Annotated in this window: 17 protein-coding genes; 10 read left to right on the top strand and 7 right to left on the bottom strand. The window is 36.7% G+C overall.

Features of this window, described 5'->3' with window-relative positions; genetic code table 11:
* Positions 1 to 100: 100 nt before the first annotated feature.
* The gene (locus KE503_RS04695; RefSeq protein ID WP_212384604.1) at positions 101 to 2,347 is read right to left on the bottom strand and encodes a tetratricopeptide repeat protein; all 2,247 of its coding nucleotides are present in this window, start codon (positions 2,345 to 2,347) and stop codon (positions 101 to 103) included.
* Positions 2,348 to 2,596: 249 nt separating this feature from the next.
* Between KE503_RS04695 and KE503_RS14675 the strand changes: the two genes are divergently transcribed.
* Complete coding sequence (locus KE503_RS14675; RefSeq protein ID WP_004844681.1) at positions 2,597 to 2,731, top strand: hypothetical protein; 135 nt, start codon at positions 2,597 to 2,599, stop codon at positions 2,729 to 2,731.
* Between the two features lie 47 nt (positions 2,732 to 2,778).
* Here KE503_RS14675 and KE503_RS04690 read toward each other — a convergent pair whose 3' ends face one another.
* Positions 2,779 to 3,387, bottom strand: a complete 609-nt coding sequence (locus KE503_RS04690) for a hypothetical protein (protein WP_005348504.1) — start codon at positions 3,385 to 3,387, stop codon at positions 2,779 to 2,781.
* The gene (locus KE503_RS14450) at positions 3,380 to 3,565 is read right to left on the bottom strand and encodes a hypothetical protein (RefSeq protein WP_014080774.1); all 186 of its coding nucleotides are present in this window, start codon (positions 3,563 to 3,565) and stop codon (positions 3,380 to 3,382) included. Before KE503_RS14450 ends, KE503_RS04690 begins: the two co-directional genes overlap by 8 nt.
* Before the next feature lie 337 nt (positions 3,566 to 3,902).
* On the opposite strand from KE503_RS14450, the gene KE503_RS04680 reads away from it, so the two are divergent.
* On the top strand, positions 3,903 to 5,588 hold the full coding sequence (locus tag KE503_RS04680) for a recombinase family protein (RefSeq protein ID WP_212384603.1): 1,686 nt from the start codon (positions 3,903 to 3,905) through the stop codon (positions 5,586 to 5,588).
* 164 nt (positions 5,589 to 5,752) lie between these two features.
* Here KE503_RS04680 and KE503_RS04675 read toward each other — a convergent pair whose 3' ends face one another.
* Positions 5,753 to 6,826 carry a 6-phosphofructokinase gene (locus KE503_RS04675; protein ID WP_212384602.1) on the bottom strand — a complete coding sequence of 358 codons (1,074 nt, stop codon included), beginning with the start codon at positions 6,824 to 6,826 and terminating at the stop codon, positions 5,753 to 5,755.
* A gap of 538 nt (positions 6,827 to 7,364) precedes the next feature.
* Between KE503_RS04675 and ileS the strand changes: the two genes are divergently transcribed.
* Positions 7,365 to 10,520, top strand: a complete 3,156-nt coding sequence (gene ileS / locus KE503_RS04670) for an isoleucine--tRNA ligase (RefSeq protein WP_055196414.1) — start codon at positions 7,365 to 7,367, stop codon at positions 10,518 to 10,520.
* A gap of 139 nt (positions 10,521 to 10,659) precedes the next feature.
* On the opposite strand, the gene KE503_RS04665 is transcribed toward ileS, so the two are convergent.
* Positions 10,660 to 10,833 (bottom strand): hypothetical protein, encoded by a 174-nt coding sequence (locus tag KE503_RS04665; RefSeq protein ID WP_249182962.1) that lies wholly within the window; start codon positions 10,831 to 10,833, stop codon positions 10,660 to 10,662.
* A gap of 94 nt (positions 10,834 to 10,927) precedes the next feature.
* Between KE503_RS04665 and KE503_RS04660 the strand changes: the two genes are divergently transcribed.
* The 7 genes from KE503_RS04660 (at position 10,928) to pyk (ending at position 20,766) form a co-directional block, all read left to right on the top strand.
* Positions 10,928 to 15,586 (top strand): SpaA isopeptide-forming pilin-related protein, encoded by a 4,659-nt coding sequence (locus KE503_RS04660; RefSeq protein ID WP_212384601.1) that lies wholly within the window; start codon positions 10,928 to 10,930, stop codon positions 15,584 to 15,586.
* A 14-nt stretch (positions 15,587 to 15,600) separates the two neighbouring features.
* Positions 15,601 to 16,104 carry a signal peptidase I gene (gene lepB / locus KE503_RS04655; protein WP_022375547.1) on the top strand — a complete coding sequence of 168 codons (504 nt, stop codon included), beginning with the start codon at positions 15,601 to 15,603 and terminating at the stop codon, positions 16,102 to 16,104.
* A gap of 22 nt (positions 16,105 to 16,126) precedes the next feature.
* On the top strand, positions 16,127 to 17,209 hold the full coding sequence (locus KE503_RS04650) for a DUF7601 domain-containing protein (RefSeq protein ID WP_212384600.1): 1,083 nt from the start codon (positions 16,127 to 16,129) through the stop codon (positions 17,207 to 17,209).
* A gap of 16 nt (positions 17,210 to 17,225) precedes the next feature.
* A complete protein-coding gene (srtB, locus tag KE503_RS04645) occupies positions 17,226 to 17,966 on the top strand; it encodes a class B sortase (protein WP_022375545.1) in 741 nt (246 codons plus the stop codon).
* 17 nt (positions 17,967 to 17,983) lie between these two features.
* Entirely contained in the window at positions 17,984 to 18,700 is a 717-nt protein-coding gene (locus tag KE503_RS04640) for a Spy0128 family protein (protein ID WP_212384599.1), read from the top strand.
* Positions 18,701 to 18,779: 79 nt separating this feature from the next.
* A complete protein-coding gene (locus tag KE503_RS04635) occupies positions 18,780 to 19,691 on the top strand; it encodes an N-acetylmuramoyl-L-alanine amidase family protein (protein WP_212384598.1) in 912 nt (303 codons plus the stop codon).
* Positions 19,692 to 19,791: 100 nt separating this feature from the next.
* Positions 19,792 to 20,766 (top strand): pyruvate kinase, encoded by a 975-nt coding sequence (gene pyk / locus KE503_RS04630; RefSeq protein ID WP_212384597.1) that lies wholly within the window; start codon positions 19,792 to 19,794, stop codon positions 20,764 to 20,766.
* A 78-nt stretch (positions 20,767 to 20,844) separates the two neighbouring features.
* Here the strand turns inward: pyk and KE503_RS04625 are convergent, their stop codons facing one another.
* Positions 20,845 to 21,894, bottom strand: coding sequence for a phosphatidylinositol-specific phospholipase C/glycerophosphodiester phosphodiesterase family protein (locus tag KE503_RS04625; RefSeq protein ID WP_212384596.1), 1,050 nt, complete (start codon positions 21,892 to 21,894; stop codon positions 20,845 to 20,847).
* 62 nt (positions 21,895 to 21,956) lie between these two features.
* Positions 21,957 to 22,580, bottom strand: a complete 624-nt coding sequence (locus tag KE503_RS04620) for a TIGR01906 family membrane protein (protein WP_022375540.1) — start codon at positions 22,578 to 22,580, stop codon at positions 21,957 to 21,959.
* Positions 22,581 to 22,704: the final 124 nt, after the last annotated feature.

Raw genomic sequence — 22,704 nt, 5'->3', positions numbered from 1 at the left:
TTCATACTCATAAAAAACAAAGTAAGTAAAATATTTTCTGGAAAAATCAAAGCATAATTTAAAGATTTACGGCGGGCAAGTTGCCCGCCGTAAATTATGCTTATTTTGTTAAAAGACCGGATAGATTTTTTCCAATGCAAAATCCAATCTGTGGATATAACTCCTGAATTTCCTGATATTTTGCTTCAATCATTTCTGGTTCATCAGCCCAGATCTTTTCATATATTTTGAAAGCTCTTTTAAAATGTGTTTTGGCTTGCGGAAGATTGGCAGTCATCAGATAAATGGTTCCAAGGGTTTCCTGTACTTTGGCATAATCCAGACAGTCATCGGAATGGTATTCCTTGATGATGCCGGATAATTTTTGTAATTCGGAGATTCCTCTTTCGGGTTCCTGCTGTTTTGTCAGGAACATTGCATAATTGGCAATCTGAGGTATGCTGTCATTTATATGAAGCAGGTTAAATTGGTCAAGCAGTGAGATATTTTTTTCCATGTGTTCTCTTGCAAGATCGGGATGAGCGTTCATGCGGTAAAGTCCACCGAGATTGGCATGAAGGTTGGAAACAAGGCGAGCATTGTCAGCAGTGATAGTTTCTATCTGGGCAAGTGCATCCTTTTCTAGTTTTATTGCTTTTTCAGGTTTGGTTTCAAGAGTTGCCTGAAAATCTAGTAATAATGCCCGGTCAGAGTCGGTTCCAATGTTTTTTGTCCTTAACAGCCCCGTCAGTTCCTGAATGATTCCATTCATACCTTTGTGGTAGTTATAGTTATCCATGTATGGAAATGCATTTTCCAGAAAAAGCAGATACTTTGGTATATCATCCTTTTCAATCAATTCTATGATATTTCCGATTGTTTGAAATAGCTTTTTGTAATAAGCTACTTCCATTCCATGCATTAAACATATTTTCTGTAAAGAATCCAGTAATATGTGACAGCTACTTACAGATGGTTTTGTCTCTGAAAGGGCAATTTCCTTAATCATAGGATGCAGGGAGATTGTGTGACGTGTAGTTGTCTGCACAAAACCAGTTTCAATCAAGTCGTTAATTTCATTTAAGGTAGGCAGTTCCAGCCATTTGGCGAATATGCGGGCAGAAATACCAGTGTAAGGAAGAAAACACAAATTGCACATGATATCCTGCTGTTTTCGGGATAAAGCATATAGTGAAAATAGAGTATGGATATGACTATAATAAGTGGCTTTACTGCTTTGACCATCCTTGATTATCTTAATTTTATCTTCATTATCGAGAGATGCTCTTTCTTCCTGAAGTTTTGCTAATAACTGACCTGGAGTTGAAATTCCATTTTCCAAAAGTTTTGCAGCCAGTTCTACAGCAAAAGTATGATAGTGTACGGTCTCTATGATTTTTTCGACGGTCGAACGATACTTGTCTGCTTCTGAATAAAATGCAGATGTCAGTTGGAAAAGAATGTTTATATCCTGTATTTCTTTTAATTGAAAAGTACAGTATTCATTCAGATTACTTCTGGTCGTAAATAAAATCTGGCAGCGATATTTTAATACTACTGACAGAAAGCTGTCCTGTGTGGCAGTGACATTAAAATTATCTATGATAAGCAGAGTATCAGATTTCAGGGAACGCAGGAAACGGTTATGTCTTTGAAACCGTTCCTGTTCAGTGCTTTCCGGAAGATCGTCAATAAAATCCATGTCAGTAATGTCCTGATGAAGATTGCCGGTATATTCTACATAAAGGATATTGGTGTATTGCTTTATGTACCGCTTTGCGTAGGCTTTGGCAAGTTCACTTTTTCCGATTCCGGCGATTCCGCAAAGAAAAACATGACGGTTTTCCTCAAGCATGGTATATAATTCTTCTAGTTCTTTATCTCTTCCGATAAAATGACGGCATGGTTTCGGAACCTCACTGTCCATAATATAATCCAGCACAATAGGGGATAAAGCGCCTCCGGCGAGCAGCTTCTGATTTTTGGTATTACGTTTGATGAATTGGCGTTCCATGCCAAAAGAAATCAGTTTTGCAAGAAACAGCAGTCTTGAACTGGCTGGTTTATATAAGAGAGTCAGATTTTTCTTTTTCGCATCTGAGATGCTGTCATCCTGAATGAATAAAGTGTAAATATCTTGTATAGCCATATTACAGTCAGACATCAGTGGAAGAAGATTCTGGTGGATGGTATGGGCTAATTTTTCCTGATTGGATGGCTTGGAATAGTAAGCGGATATTTTAGGACTGATTTTAGCCTGACCAGTCATCCAGCGGCAAACCAGACCGTTATCCATTGAAAAATCCTGATTTGCCGGATCATCCATAAAATCTTCAAATAATTCGTATAAAAAATCAGGCTGACTCATTTGATTACTTTCGCTGATATGATTTTTTAAGCAAGTGCTAATAGAAGAAAAATCGCATCGATTCAATAGAAATTCCCCTTTCGTAGTTAAGATTGAGTATATCTATCATAACACGAACATATATTCGATTCAAGAAAATACGGATATTTTTAAAGTGATTGTGTCAATTTACAATCAATTTCTATTCAATGTGGTTTTCAGGCAGGTTCTGTAAAATAAGCTCAGAACAAACAATAACGGGAGGAGCTTATGCAACAGAATATTGAATTTGAGCGGTGCATTGATTTTCTGGTACGGATGATTGATAAGTACGGCGAAGAAGTCCTCCGGGAGTTGGAGGAAGAAAAACAGAATAAGGAAGAAAAAGAAGCGGCAGTTTCCTGAAATACAAAATGTAAATCAGACTGTCGCTTTTTTCATGCATTTTTAAATCAAATAAATTTTAAAAGCTGATGCAGAGTGTGTGGCTCATTATTCTGAGAAGCGGTAATACGCGTATCAAATGGCTTGAAATGATTTTGCGTATAAAAGCTCAGAAGAAATTCATTATCTTCGCATTCAAGAAACTCCATAACGCCACCTACGGAATATTTGAGACTGGATATGGTTTCCAGTGCAAATCCCAGTAGAATATTTCCAGGAATTCGTTTTTCCTTTGGAAGAGAATAGTTCTTTCCCAACTGGGCAATCAGGTAAGCTGCGGTAGTATAGGATTGTGTTTCTTCATCCAAAATACTGACACGGGACAGTTTTTTTGCCATTGTCTTGCTGATATTTGAAGCACGGACAGAGATTGGTTTTATTGTAAGTGAAAAATAACCAACCAGTGAAGCATCTTCAGCATCAAATACCAGATAAGTGATAGATTGATCTTTTTTGGTAAACTCAATCGCATTATGTAATAAAAAGTATTCCACATCGGGATTTTTGGGACAAGAAAAATCGGAGAGTAAGTCGTAAAGACTTTCCTCTCCGATATATGTCGGTTCGTCTTTATCCAAATATGCCCGAATATTAACGGTAAAATATTTATCAGACATGTTTTTTCTTCCTTTTTGACATTAAAGCTAAGATTTCCTGTGGGTTCGTTAACTGACGTCCGGGAAGTGTCTGCTTTGGTGTGCGGTCACGGTCGGCTTCGTCAATTGCTGCGACAAAACGCTTTACGCTATTTGGATTGGATACGACAAAATTATGAGTAATACTTGAAGTAGCCATACTAACACCTCCTCTTTTTTGGCTTTTTTGTGTATTTATAGTATATGCAATGTGTGATAAAAACACAATATCAAAAACAGAAATTATTTCTAAATAATTTTCAAGCCGGACATTTATTAGACGCTTCCGGTAAGCGAACAATATTTTCGAGCCAATCATTTATAAGTCGCCAATGGTGGGCGGGCAATATTTTGATAACAGAAATGCTCTGTATCTAACTTAATTATACGATTGGCGAAGAAATGCGTCAATACGGAAAATAAGTATTGAAAATAGTTGGAACAAGTACTAAAATAAGGTTGGGACAATGAAACAGAGTTATACTGCGAGGAAGATTATGAAGAATAAAAAGATTAAATGCGATATATATACCAGAGTATCCACAACCATGCAGGTAGATGGCTACAGTCTGGATGCTCAGAAAGAAAAACTCAAGAGATATGCGGAATTTCAGAATATGGAAATCGTAAATGAGTATTCAGATGAAGGTAAGTCTGGAAAGAGCGTAGAGGGCAGACCGGAATTTCAGAGAATGTTGGATAATATTGAGAATGGAACAGATGAGGTACAGTTTGTACTGGTGTTCAAGCTTTCCAGATTCGGTCGTAATGCGGCAGATGTTTTAAATTCTTTGCAGAGGATGCAGGATTTTGGAGTGAATCTGATCTGTGTTGAAGATGGAATTGACAGCTCAAAAGATAGTGGAAAGCTGATGATTTCTGTTCTGTCTGCGGTGGCAGAGATTGAACGAGAGAATATCCTTGTTCAGACAATGGAGGGACGTAAGCAGAAAGCCAGGGAAGGAAAATGGAACGGTGGATTTGCTCCATATGGCTATGAATTGGTAAATGGAGAATTGCAGATTGCAGAGGACGAAGCAGAGATTATTCGTCTGATCTATGACAAATTTATTCATACCAATATGGGAATCTCTGCGATTGCCGCATGGCTGAACCAGCATGGATATAAAAAGAAAAAACGACAGAATAATACACTGGACGCATTTGCCTCTTCGTTTATAAAAGGCGTTCTGGATAATCCGGTATACTGTGGAAAGTTGGCTTATGGACGAAGGAAGAACGAGAAAGTTTCAGGAACAAGAAATGAATATCGCATTGTAAAACAGGAAAATTATATGCTGCATGATGGTATCCACGAAGGAATTATTTCAGAAACAGATTGGGAGCTGGCACATCAAAAACGGGAAAAAACAGGTGTGAAATATGAAAAGACGCATAGTCTGGATCATGAGCATATCTTATCTGGAATATTGAGATGTCCGTTATGTGGAAGCGGTATGTATGGGAACGTGAACCGAAAGAAAAAGAAAGACGGAACCTTATATAAAGATTATTTCTATTATGCCTGTAAACATCGTCGTCTGGTAGACGGTCATAAATGTGGATATCGTAAACAATGGAGTGAGGAGAAGATTAACAATGCAGTGGAAGAAGTTATTCGGAAGCTGGTGAAGAATCCTAAATTTGAAGAAGCAATTCTGAATAAAATTGGTTCAAGAATAGATACAGAAGAAATAGAAAAAGAGATTGACGGATTGGAAAAGCAGCACAGGCAGCTGACCGGAGCAAAAGCAAGACTTGGACAGCAGATGGACAGTCTGGATATTATGGATAAATTTTATGAGAAGAAATATCAGGATATGGAGACAAGGTTATACCGTCTGTACGATGAGATCGAAGGCGTGGAGAACAGTATAGAGGAAGTTAAGAACCGCCTGCTGAATATCCAGCAACAGAAAATATCAGAAGAAAACGTCTATCAATTTCTTTTATATTTTGATAAACTATATGATAAGTTCACCGACCTGGAGAAGAAAGAATTTCTTAACAGTTTTGTAGAACAGGTGGACATTTATGAGCAGGAGCAGCCAGATGGCAGATTCCTGAAGCACATAAAGTTTCGTTTTCCGGTGTATTTTGGAGACAGGGAGACACAGGAACTTTGTTGGGACAACGAAAGTACCGTTGAAACTGTGGTTAGGTTGAGAAAAAGTAAATTTTAATTTGTGGTTGATGACGGAAATTATTGGTGGAATATTATAAAAAGGGTTATCTGTCTGCGACGCGCTCTCGCTCGACTCACACGCAGCTGTACTAAGCTCCTGAATGGTCTAACGACCATTCAGGAGCTTAGTGCAGGCGTGTTCCTACGGTCGCAAATCACAATTTACTCCCCAAAACTTATCCCAATGGTTTTAGCATCCTTGATCATCTGACACTTCGGATCAACATATTTTAATTTTCCGGCGACATCAGACAAAGGAACTTTCTTTGTATCTCCATCAACAATTCCAACCATATAACCATACTCTTTATTAAGGATCAGTTCAGCAGCATATGCACCAACTCTAGTAGCAAGTACACGATCGTAAGCACAAGGAGATCCGCCACGTTGTGTATGACCTGGAACTGTGACTCGGATCTCACGTCCTGTTTTTTCTTCTAATTGAGCTGCAATCTCATAAGCAACAGAAGGATATCTCCGTTCAGCAAGTTTTGCTTTATACTGTTTCTTCTTTAACTTCGCATCTTCTTTAGAAATTGCACCTTCTGCAACAGCGATAATAGAAAATCTTTTTCCAGCTGCGAAACGATTTTCAACGACTTCTGCTACTTTATTAATATCATAAGGGATCTCCGGCAGCAAAATCACATCGGCTCCACCAGCAATTCCGGCGTGTAAAGTAACGTGTCCAACTTTATGCCCCATAACTTCAATAATGAAAACACGACTGTGTGAAGAAGCAGTTGTATGAATGCGATCAATTGTATCCGTTGCAATATCAACAGCACTCTGAAATCCAAAAGTCATTTCTGTTCCCCAGAGATCGTTGTCGATTGTTTTTGGAAGTGTCACAACATTTAAGCCTTCTTCGCGAAGCATATTTGCAGTTTTGTGAGTTCCATTTCCACCAAGAACCACAAGGCAGTCAAGCTTATATTTACGATAATTCTTTTTCATGGCTTCCACTTTATCAAGACCATTTTCATCAGGAATACGCATTTTCTTAAATGGTTGTCTGGAAGTCCCAAGGATCGTACCTCCGCGGTTTAAGATTCCAGAAAAATCATCTGGAGTCATACGGTCTAAAAGCCCATAGATGAGTCCCTTATATCCATCATGGAAACCATAGATTTCCAGATCATCTCTTTTTGCACTTAAACCTTTTATAACACCGCGCATGGCTGCATTTAATGCCTGACAGTCGCCACCGCTGGTTAAAATTCCTATTCTTAACATGGATTTATCTACCTCCGGGTTCTATATTTTTATTTAAATCATCTAATATTTATTGATTCCTATTTTACCATATAATTATATACAGAAATTATAAAATCTAGTAAATAAAACGTTAAAAAATCGTAAAGTTCTTGCATAAAATAAAATGTTGGCTGACGAGCATAAAAACTTACAATTCCATATTGACGAATAACCATTCCAAGTGTTAAGATAACTTAGTATGATAAAGGCGAAGAAGGAGACAGTACTTCTATCATGAACGCAGGAGCGAGTCCGGGGCGGTGGAAGCCGGATGTTAGTAAGATAGGAAGGAAGATCACTCCCAAGCTGCAGGCTGAACAAAGTAAGCTGTGCCGGTATCCTCCGTTAACGGGATAACATATGATAGTATGTGAAATAGGTGGTTTAGAAGCAACGGTGTTGTCCTATTTTTAGGACTGCACCTTTTTTATTTTATAGGACGGCCTGCTTTATAGGGAAATCCTGTAAAAGTTCCTATTTCATTAGATTTTCTAATTAGTAAAAAGGAGAGATAAAGATGTACAAAAAAGTATCATCTGACATGAACTTTGTCGATCGCGAGAAAGAGACCGTAAAGTTCTGGAAAGAAAACGAAATTTTTGAAAAAAGTATCGAAGAAAGAAAAGACGATCCGACATACACATTCTATGACGGACCACCAACAGCCAATGGTAAACCACATATCGGACACGTTTTAACTCGTGTCATCAAAGATATGATTCCTCGTTATCAGACAATGAAAGGTCACAAGATCATTCGTAAAGCTGGATGGGATACACACGGACTTCCAGTTGAACTTGAAGTTGAGAAGATGTTAGGTCTTGATGGAAAAGAACAGATTGAAGAATATGGTATGGAACCATTCATCAAGAAATGTAAAGAAAGCGTTTGGAAATACAAAGGTATGTGGGAAGATTTCTCAGATACAGTAGGTTTCTGGGCTGACATGGAACATCCATACATCACATATGATAATAACTTTATCGAATCTGTATGGTGGGCATTAAAGCAGATCTGGGATAAGAAATTACTTTATAAAGGATTTAAGATCGTACCTTATTGCCCTCGTTGTGGAACACCATTATCCGCACAGGAAGTAGCACAGGGATATAAAGATGTCAAAGAACGCTCTGCGATCGTACGTTTCAAAGCCGTAGGTGAAGAAGCATATTTCCTTGCATGGACAACAACACCATGGACACTTCCATCCAACATCGGTCTTTGTGTAAATCCAGAAGAGACATACGCAAAAGTAGAAGCTGCAGATGGATATGTATACTACATGGCAGAAGCACTGCTTGATACAGTTCTTGGTAAATTAGCAGACGAAGAATCAGGAAAACCTGCATACAAAGTTTTAGAGACGTTTAAAGGAAAAGAATTAGAATACAAAGAATACGAACCATTATATGACTGTGCAGCAAAAGTTGCTGAAAAACAGCATAAGAAAGCATTCTATGTAACATGCGACGGATATGTAACATTAACAGATGGTACAGGTATTGTTCATATCGCACCAGCATTTGGTGAAGATGATGCCAAAGTTGGACGTAAATATGACATGCCATTTGTACAGTTAGTAGACGAACGCGGTAACATGTCAGAAGAAACACCATTTGCCGGATTATTCGTTAAGAAAGCAGATCCAGAAGTATTAAAGAATCTGGATAAACGTGGATTATTATTCGATGCTCCTAAATTTGAGCATAGCTATCCACACTGCTGGCGTTGTGATACACCACTGATCTATTATGCAAGAGAATCTTGGTTCATCAAGATGACAGAAGTAAAAGATCAGCTGATCGCAAACAACAACACAGTTAACTGGGTACCAAAGAGCATCGGTAAAGGACGTTTCGGTGACTGGTTAGAGAACGTACAGGATTGGGGAATCTCAAGAAACCGTTATTGGGGAACTCCATTAAATATCTGGGAATGTGAATGTGGACATCAGCATTCTATCGGATCTATCGAAGAATTAAAGAGCATGTCTGATAATTGCCCAGACGATATCGAGCTTCACCGCCCATATATCGATCAGGTAACAATTAAGTGCCCACACTGTGGAAAACAGATGCACCGTGTAGAAGAAGTTATCGATTGCTGGTTTGATTCAGGATCAATGCCTTTCGCACAGTGGCATTACCCATTTGAGAATAAAGAGATCTTCGAAGATAACTTCCCAGCAAACTTTATCTCAGAAGCTGTAGACCAGACTCGTGGATGGTTCTACTCCTTAATGGCAATTTCTACTTTATTATTTAATAAAGCACCATATAAAAACGTTGTCGTATTAGGACACGTTCAGGATGAAAATGGACAGAAGATGAGTAAGTCCAAAGGAAATGCAGTTGATCCATTTGAGGCATTAGAAGAACATGGAGCAGATGCGATCCGTTGGTATTTCTATACAAACAGTGCCCCATGGCTTCCAAACCGTTTCCATGCAAAAGCCGTTACAGAAGGACAGCGTAAATTCATGGGAACATTATGGAATACTTACGCATTCTACACATTATATGCAGAGATCGATCAGTTTGATCCAACAAAACATGCGTTAGAATATGATAAATTATCTGTTATGGACAAATGGCTGTTATCTAAGATGAACACAATGGTCAAATCTGTAGATGACAACTTAGGAAATTACAGAATCCCTGAAGCTGCAAGAGCATTACAGGAATTTGTAGATGATATGAGTAACTGGTATGTAAGACGTTGTCGTGACCGTTTCTGGGCAAAAGGAATGGAACAGGATAAGGTAAATGCATATATGACTTTATACACAGCATTAGTAACTGTATGTAAAGCAGCAGCACCAATGATCCCATTCATGACAGAAGAGATCTACCAGAACATCGTAAGAAGTGTTGATCCATCTGTAAAAGAAAGTATTCATTTATGCGACTTCCCTGTATACAATGCAGAACAGGTTGATGAGAAATTAGAAGCAGATATGGATCTCGTCTTAAAGATCGTTGTATTAGGACGTGCATGCCGTAACAGTGCAGCCATCAAGAACCGTCAGCCAATCGGACAGATGTATGTGAAAGCAGATGCAACACTGCCAGATTATGACGAAGCGATCATCTTAGATGAGTTAAATGTGAAGAATATCACATTTACAGATGATGTATCAAACTTCACAACATACAACTTCAAACCACAATTAAAGACTGTAGGACCAAAATACGGTAAATTAGTTGGAGGAATCAGAAACTATTTAGCCGGAGTTGATGGAAATGAAGCGAAAGCTGAATTAGACTCTAAGGGAGCATTAACATTTGAAGTTGATGGAACACCTGTAGAATTAGCCAAAGAAGATCTGTTGATCGAGATGGTAAAACAGGAAGGATTCGTAACAGAAGCAGACAACGGAGTAACAGTTGTCCTTGATACAAACTTATCCGAAGAACTGTTAGAAGAAGGATTCGTCCGTGAAGTAGTCAGCAAGATCCAGTCTATGAGAAAAGAAGCAGGATTCGAAGTAACAGACCATATCACATTCTCATACAAAGGATCAGACAAAGCAGCAGACATCATCGGAAGAAATGAAGCAGCAATTGCTAGTGACGTTTTAGCAGATGAAGTGAAAGCCTCTGAAGTTGTCGGATACGAAAAAGAATGGAACATCAATGGTGAGAAAGTTACTTTAGGTGTTGAGAAAAGATAAAATTTCATAAGAAATATAACAAAAGATCAGCTGAAGACAATATCTTACAGCTGATCTTTTTGTTGTTATTATTATGAATTCTTCTTAGAAAGTGAAATTACATCAAGTCCATGTTCTTCCAGAAAAATATTAATATCGATCAAATTCCATTTTTCATAATTGATAAAGCATCTGAATAGATCAGGGTGTTCTGATCATTAAGCAGCTGTTCTAAAGTTTGACCATGGATATATTCTTCGATCAAGATCAAAGAATCATCATCCAAGATCATATCATAGATTGTTGGAATACCAGAAAGCTGTAAGTCCATCAACTGAGAGAATGTCAAGGTAAGGCTAAAAATAAAACACAATCTTGAAATTATAAAAATATAGTTATATACTGTATTCAGAAAGCAAGGGATCGATATGGAAAAAACAATAAAAAAATTGATGGCAATCTTTCTATCTATATGTATGCTTATGACGATATTTATTCCATATAGAATTGAAGCATCGCAGACAACGACAAAACAGAATAAGACAGAAGTACATCCTCTAGAATTAGACAATTATATTCAAGCAGTGACAATAGAGTATCAATCAGGGGAAGATTGGATCAAGATTACAGATGACACGAAAAATATTCCGGCAGATGCAAGAATTAAGATCACAGTAAACTACAAAAATATAGATGCAAAAGAACTCCTCAACCATAATAAGACATTAAGATACCATCTGCCGGATTTGTTTCAGGATAGTTTTGTAGTGCTTAATTCTATACAAGATGCAAACGGAAATAAGATCGGAACGATTAAAGTTGAGGATGATACACAAGATGTTTTGCTGAGTTTTGAGGAATCATTTCTTCAGCAGGATGAGGAAGAAAATAAAAAAATCAATGGTAATTTTTCTGTATATGCAACTACGGACAGACAACTGATCAAAGGTCAGCCACAGCAAACGATTAAATTCGGAGAGGTCACAAAAAAATTAAACTTCGAAGAAGACAGTGATGCAAGACTAGGAAATCTGGAACTTACAAAAACAGAACCAAGTTATAGTGAAGAAAACGGAAATGGCTACCTGACATACACATTGATCGCAAAAACAGGAGACGATCCAATGCCAGATGTGGTGGTCAAAGATCAGTTTACAAAGAATCAAACCTATATTGATTCTTACATAGGAGTTGATACAACAAAGAAAACAGTAGCACATCAGCCAAATGATAAAAACCTCCCATATGAAGGAAACGGAGAGCAGTTTGAAAGCAAAGTATATTTGCAAGATAGCACCAAACCAGGAACTTTGATCTGGGAGATCGGAGATATGAAAGCGAAGGAAATAAGGACGCTGACATATAAAGTAAAAGTAAAAGATACCTATATCGGTGGAGCAAGCAAAGGTATGATCACAAATACCGCGAAATCATATGCAAAATCGTATGAACACCAGAGTGCATCTTCTAATTTTACACCAAATGCAGGAATGCAGATCAAGAAAACAGCAAGTACATATAAAAAAGATCCATCGGGCAATGGCGGAACGATCACATACACCGTTTATGTGAAAGCAAATGAAAGTAATACTTATACATTAAATAATGTAAAGATTCATGACAATTTCAGTTCTGGAACAAACACAACATTATTACCATATATCAATTACGATGAAAATAGCTTTCAATTATATGAAGGCAATAAAGCAGATGAAACCAAAAAATTAGAAATTCCAGAGAATCCACATAAAGGGCAGGAAAATCCGTACATTGTAAATGATAAGAAAAAAGAATGTAAGATAGATTTCTATCTTGGAAAATTAAAACCTGGAGAAGAACGGACATTAACATATCAGGTAAAGATCAGTGAAGATATTTTTGCCATGAGCAATCAGGAGATCAAAGTAAAGAATACAGCCGCTGCATATTCTGATGACACGGTAAGTGGAGGAAATCAGAAATTTGCATCCGCAACACAGGAAAAATCTCTTGGAAAGAAAGTATGGGATCGAAAATTACAAAGTGATCCGATCACAAAAGAAGAACAGATAAACATTCCAGAGCAAGACAAGGTCTACAACTCAAATATGGAAATATCTCCATTGGCAGTACGCAGCTTTAAAATACCAAAAGGAAGTTATAAATATCAGGTTGTTGTCAATGAAGCAGGCGATTTTGATGTATCTTCCGCAATCTTTGGAGATGCTTTAGCAAATGATTATCTGGCATACACTGGATATCTAAAGATTGAATATTACGATACAGGATTAAAAGAAGATCCAGGCAGTGATAAAGAAGCAGCAACAAAACTTGAAGAGAAAACACCGTCAGAAACGAACTGGGTAGATATCCATGACGGAAAACAATTCTCATTTTCACCAGAGAAATTTGGAAATAAGAAAAAAACAGGAGCCTATCTGTTAACGTATTATGCAACGCCAAAAAATGTTGAAAGTCTGACACAGGTATCCTCAGGAAATTCATTTTCACTAGGAGGAACTGTCATTGGGCCTGGAGGAACCAGTATCAAATTAGCTGGAGTAAAAGTATCCACTTCAATGATCATCGAAGGTGGCAAAAACTTTGAAGCAAGGAAAAGCGGATGGTATTACGACCCAACAAAAGCAAGTCAGGGAGACTGGACACGAGGAAGTTTATATTGGATCATTGATGTTCAGGGAAATGAAATCCCTGCGGGAACAATCTTCAGGGATGTACCGAAAACAGGAAATCTAACCCATTTGGTACGAAAAACTTCGATAGTAGGTGTATACAAAGGAAAGCTTCCAACAGGAAAAAGCTTTAAAGATTGTTATGGAACTGTTCGTGATCTTTCAGGAAATCCTCAATTACAAAAATTGATCGGAAATGAAAATAATCTAGGACAACTTCCACAAAATGCTGACTATCAATGGGAGTCAATAGGAAATAATGCAGGAAAATATGCAGATATCATATTAAAGAAAGATGTACATCTGGAAGAAAATGAACATTTGTATATCATCTTACGAACAGAACCAAGTAACAAAATGAATTCTTTGCGAGATGCTTATACTTACACGAATGAGCTGCAGACAAAAGACAGCACTGCAACAGATTTCGTATCCCAAGGACAGGATAGTTTAGTGGCAGCCGGAGGTGGAAACAACTTCAAAGAAATGGGAGGAATTTATGAGCGTGATGATGCAGGAAAATGGACAACGGTAAGTACCATTAATTGGAACGGTCCGCAGAAAGTCCTTCAAAATAAGATCACAAAAGCGGGAACATATATCGATTGGAGATTGAAAGTTAATTATGTGGGAAATCTTGAAGGAAAAGTTTATGTAGAAGACCAGCTTCCAAAAGGATTAGATCTTACTTATGTCAGATATTTCTGGATCGATCCAGGAATCCGAAATCAAAATGCACCAGTGATGTGTGAGATACCAGAATATGAAAATGATCCACAATGGGAGAAACTTACACTGACCGGAAATCTAGATAGAGATAATAAAAAAGATTATACCAGTATTGCTTATTACAATAAGCAGACAGGAAAGATCTGCATGGCAGTGGACAATTTAAAAAGTGGTGGTGCAAGTGACAAACATTCATTAGAGATTCAGGTTGTAACAAGGGTCAATGACGAAGAAGTCTTACTGGATGGAAAAACAAAAAGTTTCAACAATACAATGACGGTAAAAAACGAAGAAGGAAAAATCATTTCCAATAGCACAGCCACAGCAAACGTCAGCAAAAAAACAATCAAAAAAACAAAGCAGGATATAAGAGATGGAAAACTTCCATTTATGATCACGGTCAATGAATCAGGCGAGGATCTGATCAAAGGGGAAGATACGATCACCTTAGTAGATGAAATGAAATCTCCACTCCAATTTGATACAGATTCGATTGTTGTAAAGGATAAGAATGGAAATCTCATAACAGGAATTTCTCCAAAGATTGAAACAACAGATACTGGACAGAAGATGAGCCTTACGATTCCAGACAATAAGAAACTTACGATCACATACGAGGCAACATTGAATGCAGCGCCAGATACAGATATCACAGTTAACAACAAGGCATACTGGTTTGGACACAGTACGACAGTAGCAATGATTGAAAATACAACAGTAAGATATCATGTAGAAGCATTTGCAGGGACAACGACCAGCCCAGCTGTAAAGGTTAAGAAAGTGGATAAAGAAAATACATCCAAGGCATTAAGTGGAGCGACATTTATGATACAGGAAGTTCAGTATGATGAACTGAAAAAGGCATGGGAAGCACCACAAGATGCAAAAACCTATACAGAAGAGACAGATGATACAGGAGTTGCTTCTTTTGGTAAAAATGATGCTTTATCCTATAACAAAGTATATTGTTTAAGGGAAATGAAGGCACCCGAAGGATATGTACTCGATGCAACACCAAAATATTTTGCGATCGCACAAAAAGAGGGAGAAGCAGGAGAAGAAATCTATCCGGCACAATTAACTCAATGGCAGAAATTAGGTGTTGAAGTGTATTATCTCGGAGCAACGTATAAATGTAATATGTATGATTCGAAAGGGGTTCTAAAAGTAGCCAAACATTTCCTTGATGACAAAGGAAATGCGATCACATCGAAGGAATTACCAGATGGTACATTTTCTTTTGGTTTGTATGAATATAAAAATGCACAGACGGACTACAGCAAAGAGCAAAAACTTCAGATCTTAACGATCACCAATAAAAATGGTACATTATCTTACAAATGCAATGGAAAATCAGTGGATAAGCCACAGTTTACCGGATTATCTGTTGGAGGCAAGTTTAGTGTATTTGAACTTGATGAAAATGAAAATCCGATCATGGACAGTGGTACAAGTTATCAGCCGCAAAAAGGTTTTGCATACGAGGTTACTTATCAAAAAGATAAAGCAGCGTATACGATCAAAGAGGATGGAACATCAGAAACTGTAGAAATTACAAATCGTTATTACACAAACGTCAATCCTTCCGAAGGAGTGTGGACAGAGCATATGAAACTTTATCTGTTCATGGCTGGAGCAGGAATTTTGATGATCCTTTTTATGATCCTAAGAAAAACAAGATTTTGAGGGAGGGATGAAGGATGAGTGATCAAAATTCAACAATTCGGAAAGGATATCTAAGATTGATTGCCCGAACCATTTTATTTTTGTTAGTCATCTACATCTTTTTCACAAAGATCTTATGTTTTCAACGAGTGGAAGGGATGCAGATGTTCCCATCCTTAAAAGATGGTGATCTGACATTATCATATTGCCTGAAACAGACATTTCGTCCAAATGACGTGATCATTTATGAAGTGAATGGAGAAAAAAATTTTGGAAGGATCATAGCAGTTGGAGGGAATGAGATCAACATTGATGGAAGCGGGGATGTAAAGATCAACGGGATTTCAGAATCAGGAGAGATCATTTATCCAAGCTATCATAAAGGAGATATTAAGTATCCATATCAGATACCAGAGGGCAGCGTCTTTGTATTAGGAGATTACCGAACACAGACAAAAGACAGCCGAGAATTTGGTGCGATCAAAGAAAGCCAGATCAAAGGAAAAGTTTTAACGATTCTTCGAAGACGAGGAATTTAACAACATAAAAGGAGTGCTACATATGAAAAAAGGAAGAATACTAGGAGTTTTATTAGCAGCAGCAATGGCATTTGGAGGAGTTACAGGTGCTGTAGGCACAAGATCAGTCAAAGCTGATGACAGTAGTAAATATAAGTTTGACAAACAATATTTGTTAAAAGCTGGAGACAGTGAGACTGCAGAAAGTCCAGCAGAAACATTTTCATTTGGAAAAAATGGAAAAGCAGAACTTTACAAGGTACAGAATACAAAATTTAATACCATTGATGAAAATGGAAAAAGTGATACAAAGTATGCAAGTGATGTTATGGAAAAGGGTATTCCTCAAACGATAACAATTGGAAATGCTTCATTTGAAAAAGGTCAGGCAACAAGCCAAGGAACAAAGAAAGAAGTAACTATCACATCAGTAGATGCAGCAAAATATCCAAGCGCAGGTTACTATTTCTATAAATTCCAGGAAACAGCAGGAGACAGTGTTGGTGTAACTTATAATACAGACCCATACTATATCAGAGTAGCAGTTGCATACAATTCTGTTACAAAAGCATTAGAAATCAATAATGTAACAATGTTTAATAATGCCGGGCAGAAAGTGCAAGGAATTGATAACTTTTATTCTGCTGGTAAATTAACAGTGCAGAAGATTGTAACAGGTAATATGGCGAATAGTGATGATACATTCAATGTAACAGTCAGATTCACACCAAAAGAAGGAAAAAAATTAAAAAGCAAGATTGCAGGAAGAATAATCGATAATAATCTTGGAAATGTAACGATCACAGATGGTGAAGATGAACAAACAGCAACATTTAAAGTAAAAGCTGGGACAACAGTTGTGTTTACAAACATTCCAGAAGGAGTTTCATACGAGGTAGAAGAAACACAGGCAAATGGATATGATGCACCAGCATATAAAGTAAACACAAAAGAAGGTAATACAGGAACGATCGTTGGTGGAAAAACAGACGAAGCAATTATCACAAACAACAAAGGAATACAGATCGATACAGGTGTATTTATGAATAACCTTCCATATTTACTCGTACTGATTTTTGCAGCAGCTTGTGGTGTAGGATTTGTAGTAAGTAAAAAACGTCGCTAAAAAGAGGTTATAAACTATGGCAGAACGGACACTCCGGATCTTAAATAAGATATTAGATACGATCATTGCGATCGTATTGATCTTAGCAGTTTTATACAGTGTATATTCCTTATGGGATAACTATCAGCTTTATCAAGGGATACAAGATCTCCAGGTAAAATTAAAAGATTTAAAGCCGAAAGGGAAGAAACCATCCTTTGAAGAACTGCGAAAGATCAATCCGGATGTCGTTGCCTGGATTACCTTGGATGGAACAAAGATTGATGAACCAGTTGTACAGGGAAAGGATAATCTGGAATATTTAAATAAAGATGTTTATGGAAAATATTCCTTAGGTGGAACCGTTTTTTTAGATAGCAGATGCAACAAAAATTTTCAGGATCCATATTCGATTCTTTATGGACACTATATGGAAAAGCATTTGATGTTTGGAGATTTGGAATTATATAAAAAATCATCGTTTGCTGAGAAACATCATACGGGAATCTTAATGATCCCTGGGAAGAAATATCCATTAAAGATCTTTGCAGTTCTGGTCGTAAGATCGACAGATTCCTATATTTTTGATCCATCGCAATATAAGAATAACAGACAGCAGTTTTTAAATTATGTAAAAATGAAAGCCAACTGGATGCAAAATGATAAAATAGAAATATTGAATTCACAAAGTGGGAACTATAGTGTTTTGGCACTCGGAACCTGTTCTACAGATCAGGTAGATGATCGAACCGTGGTTCTTGCGATGTACAAAAAATAAGAAGGGAGAGATGAAAGGTGAAAAAAATATTTGTGATTGTGATCACAGCATTTTTATTTGCAATCAATGCAGGGAATCTTGAATATACATATGCGGCACAACATTCTGTTAATTTTTCTCTTCCTTTGAAATTTAAATGGGGACATGGAGGACTCGTTCGAGGACAAAAATATAAAATAAAATTAAAAGCATTACAGAAAAACACGCCAATGCCAGGAAAAAGTCAGAAAGAAGAATATATAGAAAGGGTCAAAGAAGGTGAAACGAAAGAAATATTTCCATCCATCACCTATACAAGCCCCGGAGATTATAAATATGAATTAGAACTTATTCGTGGAAGAAATAAAGTATTGAAGAAATACTATTTACATATACAAGTATTAAATCAGGGAAATGGAGAATTGTTTGTTACAACGGCAATCCACAAAAATACACAGGCAGGAGCAAAAGTAACAGAAATTCGTTTTATGGACCTCGTCGATGATGAAAATTTATATGATAAAGATCATAATAGCAACAGCGAGCATAACAAAAATGAACGATGTGATGAATATCTAAATGAAAAAAATAAGAACAGATCCGATTCAGGGACGAAAACAAAAACCAGCGAAAGCAGCAAGGCAAAAAGTAGAACTGGGGATGATAAAAAAGTGGAAATGTATCTATGGATGAGCATTATTTCATTAGGAATCTTACTTGTGATCGGGTGTAAAAAAATCAGTGGTAGAAGATGATTCTGCCACTGATTTTTTTGTAAAATACAAATTAAAGTGATAAAATAAAAAAATGATCATGAAATGAGCGGGGGAGCAAATGAAAAAGAATATAAGAAAAGTATTAGCACTAATGTTAGTATTATGTGCAAGTATTTCTGGCTGTGGAACTAAGAAACAAACGACACAAGAGAAAACAACATCACAAAAAACAGCAGCGAAGGAAGTTATGACAATAACATCGAGCAAGAAACAGGAAACAAGAAAATTAAAAAAATCAAATTGGATCATAGAATTAGATCCAGGACATGGTGGTAATGACAGTGGTGCTGTAGGAGAAACAAATGATCAGCCGCAAGAAAAAGATATCAACTTAAAAATAGCGAAATATATCAAACAGGAACTTTCAAAAAATTCAAACATCAAAGTTTATCTAACAAGAACAGGAGACACAAAACCTGAATTAGGAGAGAGAGTACCGAAAGCAGTTCAGGATAAGGCAGATTTGTTCGTCAGCCTGCACAATAATGCAAAAGGTGAGATCGTAGACTATGACCATGGCTGTACAGTACTTGTGCCAACAGGGAATTATAACAAAGAAGTGTCCCAACAGGCACAGCTTCTTGGATTTTATTTTTTGAAGTATTTAGAGAAGACAGGTGTTGAGAATCAAGGATTATTGATGCGAACATCAGAGAAAAATGAGAAATATCCAAATGGAAAAATAAGAGATTACTATAGGGTTATTCATAACAGCATAGAAAAAGGAATTCCAGGCGTCATTGTGGAACATAGTTTTGTGGATAACGATAATGATGTGGAGCAGTTTTTAAAAGATGATTCTAAGATTAAGAAATTAGCCCAGGCAGATGCAAAGGCGATCAGAGATTATTGTCTTGGGACTGTGAAAGCGGAAAAAGAGGAGAAACAAAAAGTGACACTTATCAGGGATTCTAAGGGGAAGAATAATAAGTATTCAAGTAAAAAGTTTAAATTATATTATATAAATTAAGCGGTTATAAGAATATTAATTGCGTAAGCAGTGAAGAAGTTTTTGTGTTGGATATTCCTTGTGGAAAATGTTACAATAAAGCCAAAGGAAGTGATGCACGATGGAATACTACGGAACTCTAGGTCCAACATGTTGCGAACCAATAATATTAAAGAAGATGTTTGATGCAGGAATGACAGGTATCCGGTTAAACTTATCACATAGTTCATTAGAAACAAGCCAGTCATGGATTCAGCATTATTTTGATGCGGCCAGTCAAACAGGAAAAGAAAAGAAGCTTATGATCGATCTGATCGGTCCAGAATTAAGAATAGGAAATCTGGAAGGAAACAAGGGACTTTCCAATGGTGCCCATGTGATTCTTGGACATGGAGGTATTTCGGCACCGAAGGAGATTTTCCCGTACATTAAAAAGAATCAGGAAATCTTACTTGATGACGGAAAGATCAAGCTGACAGCAGAACAGAAAATATCAGAATCCTCATGGAGATGTAAGATTATTTGTGGAGGAGTATTGACAGCACATAAAAGTATTGCAATGCCAGGATGCAGTATTAACAATCCAACGTTAACAGAGGCGGATTTAAGGAATCTTGCAGTGGCAAAGCAGTATAAAGTAACGGATGTCATGCTTCCATTTGTACGGAATAAAGCAGACTTGATCATACTAAGAGAAGCATTAAGAGAATATGGCTGCGAAGACATCAGAATTTTTGCAAAGATAGAAAATATGACAGGTGTCGAGCATTTGGAAGAACTGATTCCATATTGTGATTACATCGTGATCGCAAGAGGAGATCTTGGGAATGCAATGCCATTATCACAACTTCCAAGAATTCAGGCACATATTGCAAGAGTGTGCAGAAAGCACAACAAGGATTTCATGATTGTAACCCAGATGTTAGATTCCATGATAAAGAATCCATATCCAACAAGGGCAGAGGTAAATGATATCTATCATGCAGTTACACAAGGAGCCAGTACATTGATGCTGACAGGGGAAACTGCACACGGTAAATATCCTGTGGAAGCAATGAAAATGCTTGTGGACACAGCGGAGGAATCAATCCTATGATCAAAGAACATATAATAAAATAAGCTATAAAAATCCCGGAAATAACTCTCCGGGATTTTTAAGCTCATGATATTAAAATTATTTTCCAAGTGCAGGAATGACAGTTTTCATATATCTGGAAGCAAACTTTGGACAATAAACTTCAAGATAATTTTTGTTGATTTCTGAAGGAATCATAAAATCAGAATAGATACCGTAAACACCTAATTTCATATATTCTTTTGTGAAATAAGAGTTATTTACCGTATGAGTGAAACCATAAATTCCTTCTTTAGCTAAAATCTCCATACGATAATCGTTGATATCATTCTGTGGGCTTGTGACACCCTCAAACCCATTCTTTTTACAGAATTTTACCATCTTATAGAATGCGACATCACGCTGCTTGTATGTGGTATACACAAAATGTTTGAATGGGTAGATTTTCTTTATTGTGTAATACATATTTTCGTTATAAATCTGTACGATCAAACGATCCAGATATTCAGTCTTTCCAGCCCTTTTTGCAGTCTGGACCAGAGTAGAGAATTCCTTTTGGACAGTTGGTGTGTCTGTAGATTTCGAATCAGTCATCAGATAAAAATCTTTATAACGTTCCATTGCATTCAGCATATCAAGAAAAGAAGTAGGCTTGTAACGGCCGTATAATTTGGTATTCTTAAATTCACGATAGCTAGCAGGATCACCATGTTTACTTAAAGGATCTGAAAGATTATCTCCCCAGGTATGTCTTCCGACAAGCACATTATCTGATGTAAGCTGAAGATCCATTTCAAAAATGCGGTATCCTTTTTGATAGTTTGAATAAAAACCATCAATGGAATTTAAATACTGTTTTCCATTAAGACCACCTAAGGCGTGTGCAATGCCATGATAGGTATACCATGGTTTTAAGGAAGTCTTTTCTTTTTCGGCTTCTTTTTTTGCTTTTTTATATTCATTTTCCATTTTCTGCTGTGCCTTTGCAGTGGCATTTTTTTTCGCCTTTTGCTGAGCGTAGTATGAATGAAAGCACACAGAAACGATCAGGATCAGAAATAGTACAATAAAAGCAAATATAAATTTTTTGTAACGAGACTTTCGAACACGATCTCTGACTTCTTTTGTTTTTATTTGTGAAAGTTTCATGATTCAAGCTCCTATCTTAATATAAATGTAATAATTGACACAAATAATTAATAACTCAACAATTATATCATAAACTTGTGGTGAAAAAAAGAACGAAATAAGATACAAAGCAAACTTCCTGACAGGATCAGCAAAATGATCATGACTGCACATTGAAGAAAAAATGTATCAGGAAGGATTGTGATTACAGGATCGAGAGCTTCATCAAAGAGCCAGTAGTCATTACGAAACATGATCTTATGAAACATAATAAATACAGCTTCCCAGTTAACAGCAGTCATGATGCCAGCGATCGTTGGAAGTAATATCGTAATGATCGAAGATATTTTTAAAAACCTGAGATCACGTTTTCGGATTTGTGTGGTAACGAGATAACAGGATAAGATTAATGTAATGATACAGGCAATCTCAATTGTATCAAAGATACGTTTTACATCTTCAAAATGAATTCGTCCTTCTCTGGACATCGGCATAGTAAGTTTTAGCTTTCCAGAATGAAAAAACTGATTATAATCGATCAATTCGTCATAATTTTTTTTAATGATATTTTTGGAAAATCCAGAAGTTTCTTCTATTTTCAAAGCGGAAATATCATGATAATATAAAGGTCGGAAGTTTAATGTTATCGTAACAGATGCACTGATGATAAAAAGTGCAAGACATAAGGAAGTCATGATATTTTTCATAAGTGTTGTCATCCTTTCTGCAAAATAATAATATCGGTTAATGATAACAATATTAACATAAAGAAAAGAATAAATTCAATAAATTTAAAAATAAGTGAAAAAGCGTAGAGATATAATAAGAAAG

Origin of the sequence: Anaerostipes sp. Marseille-Q3525 (assembly GCF_018223505.1) — a bacterium.
Taxonomy (GTDB): Bacteria; Bacillota; Clostridia; order Lachnospirales; family Lachnospiraceae; genus Anaerostipes; species Anaerostipes amylophilus.
The sequence above is the reverse complement of the archived record's forward strand: the minus strand, read 5'-3'. Positions and strand labels throughout refer to the sequence as shown.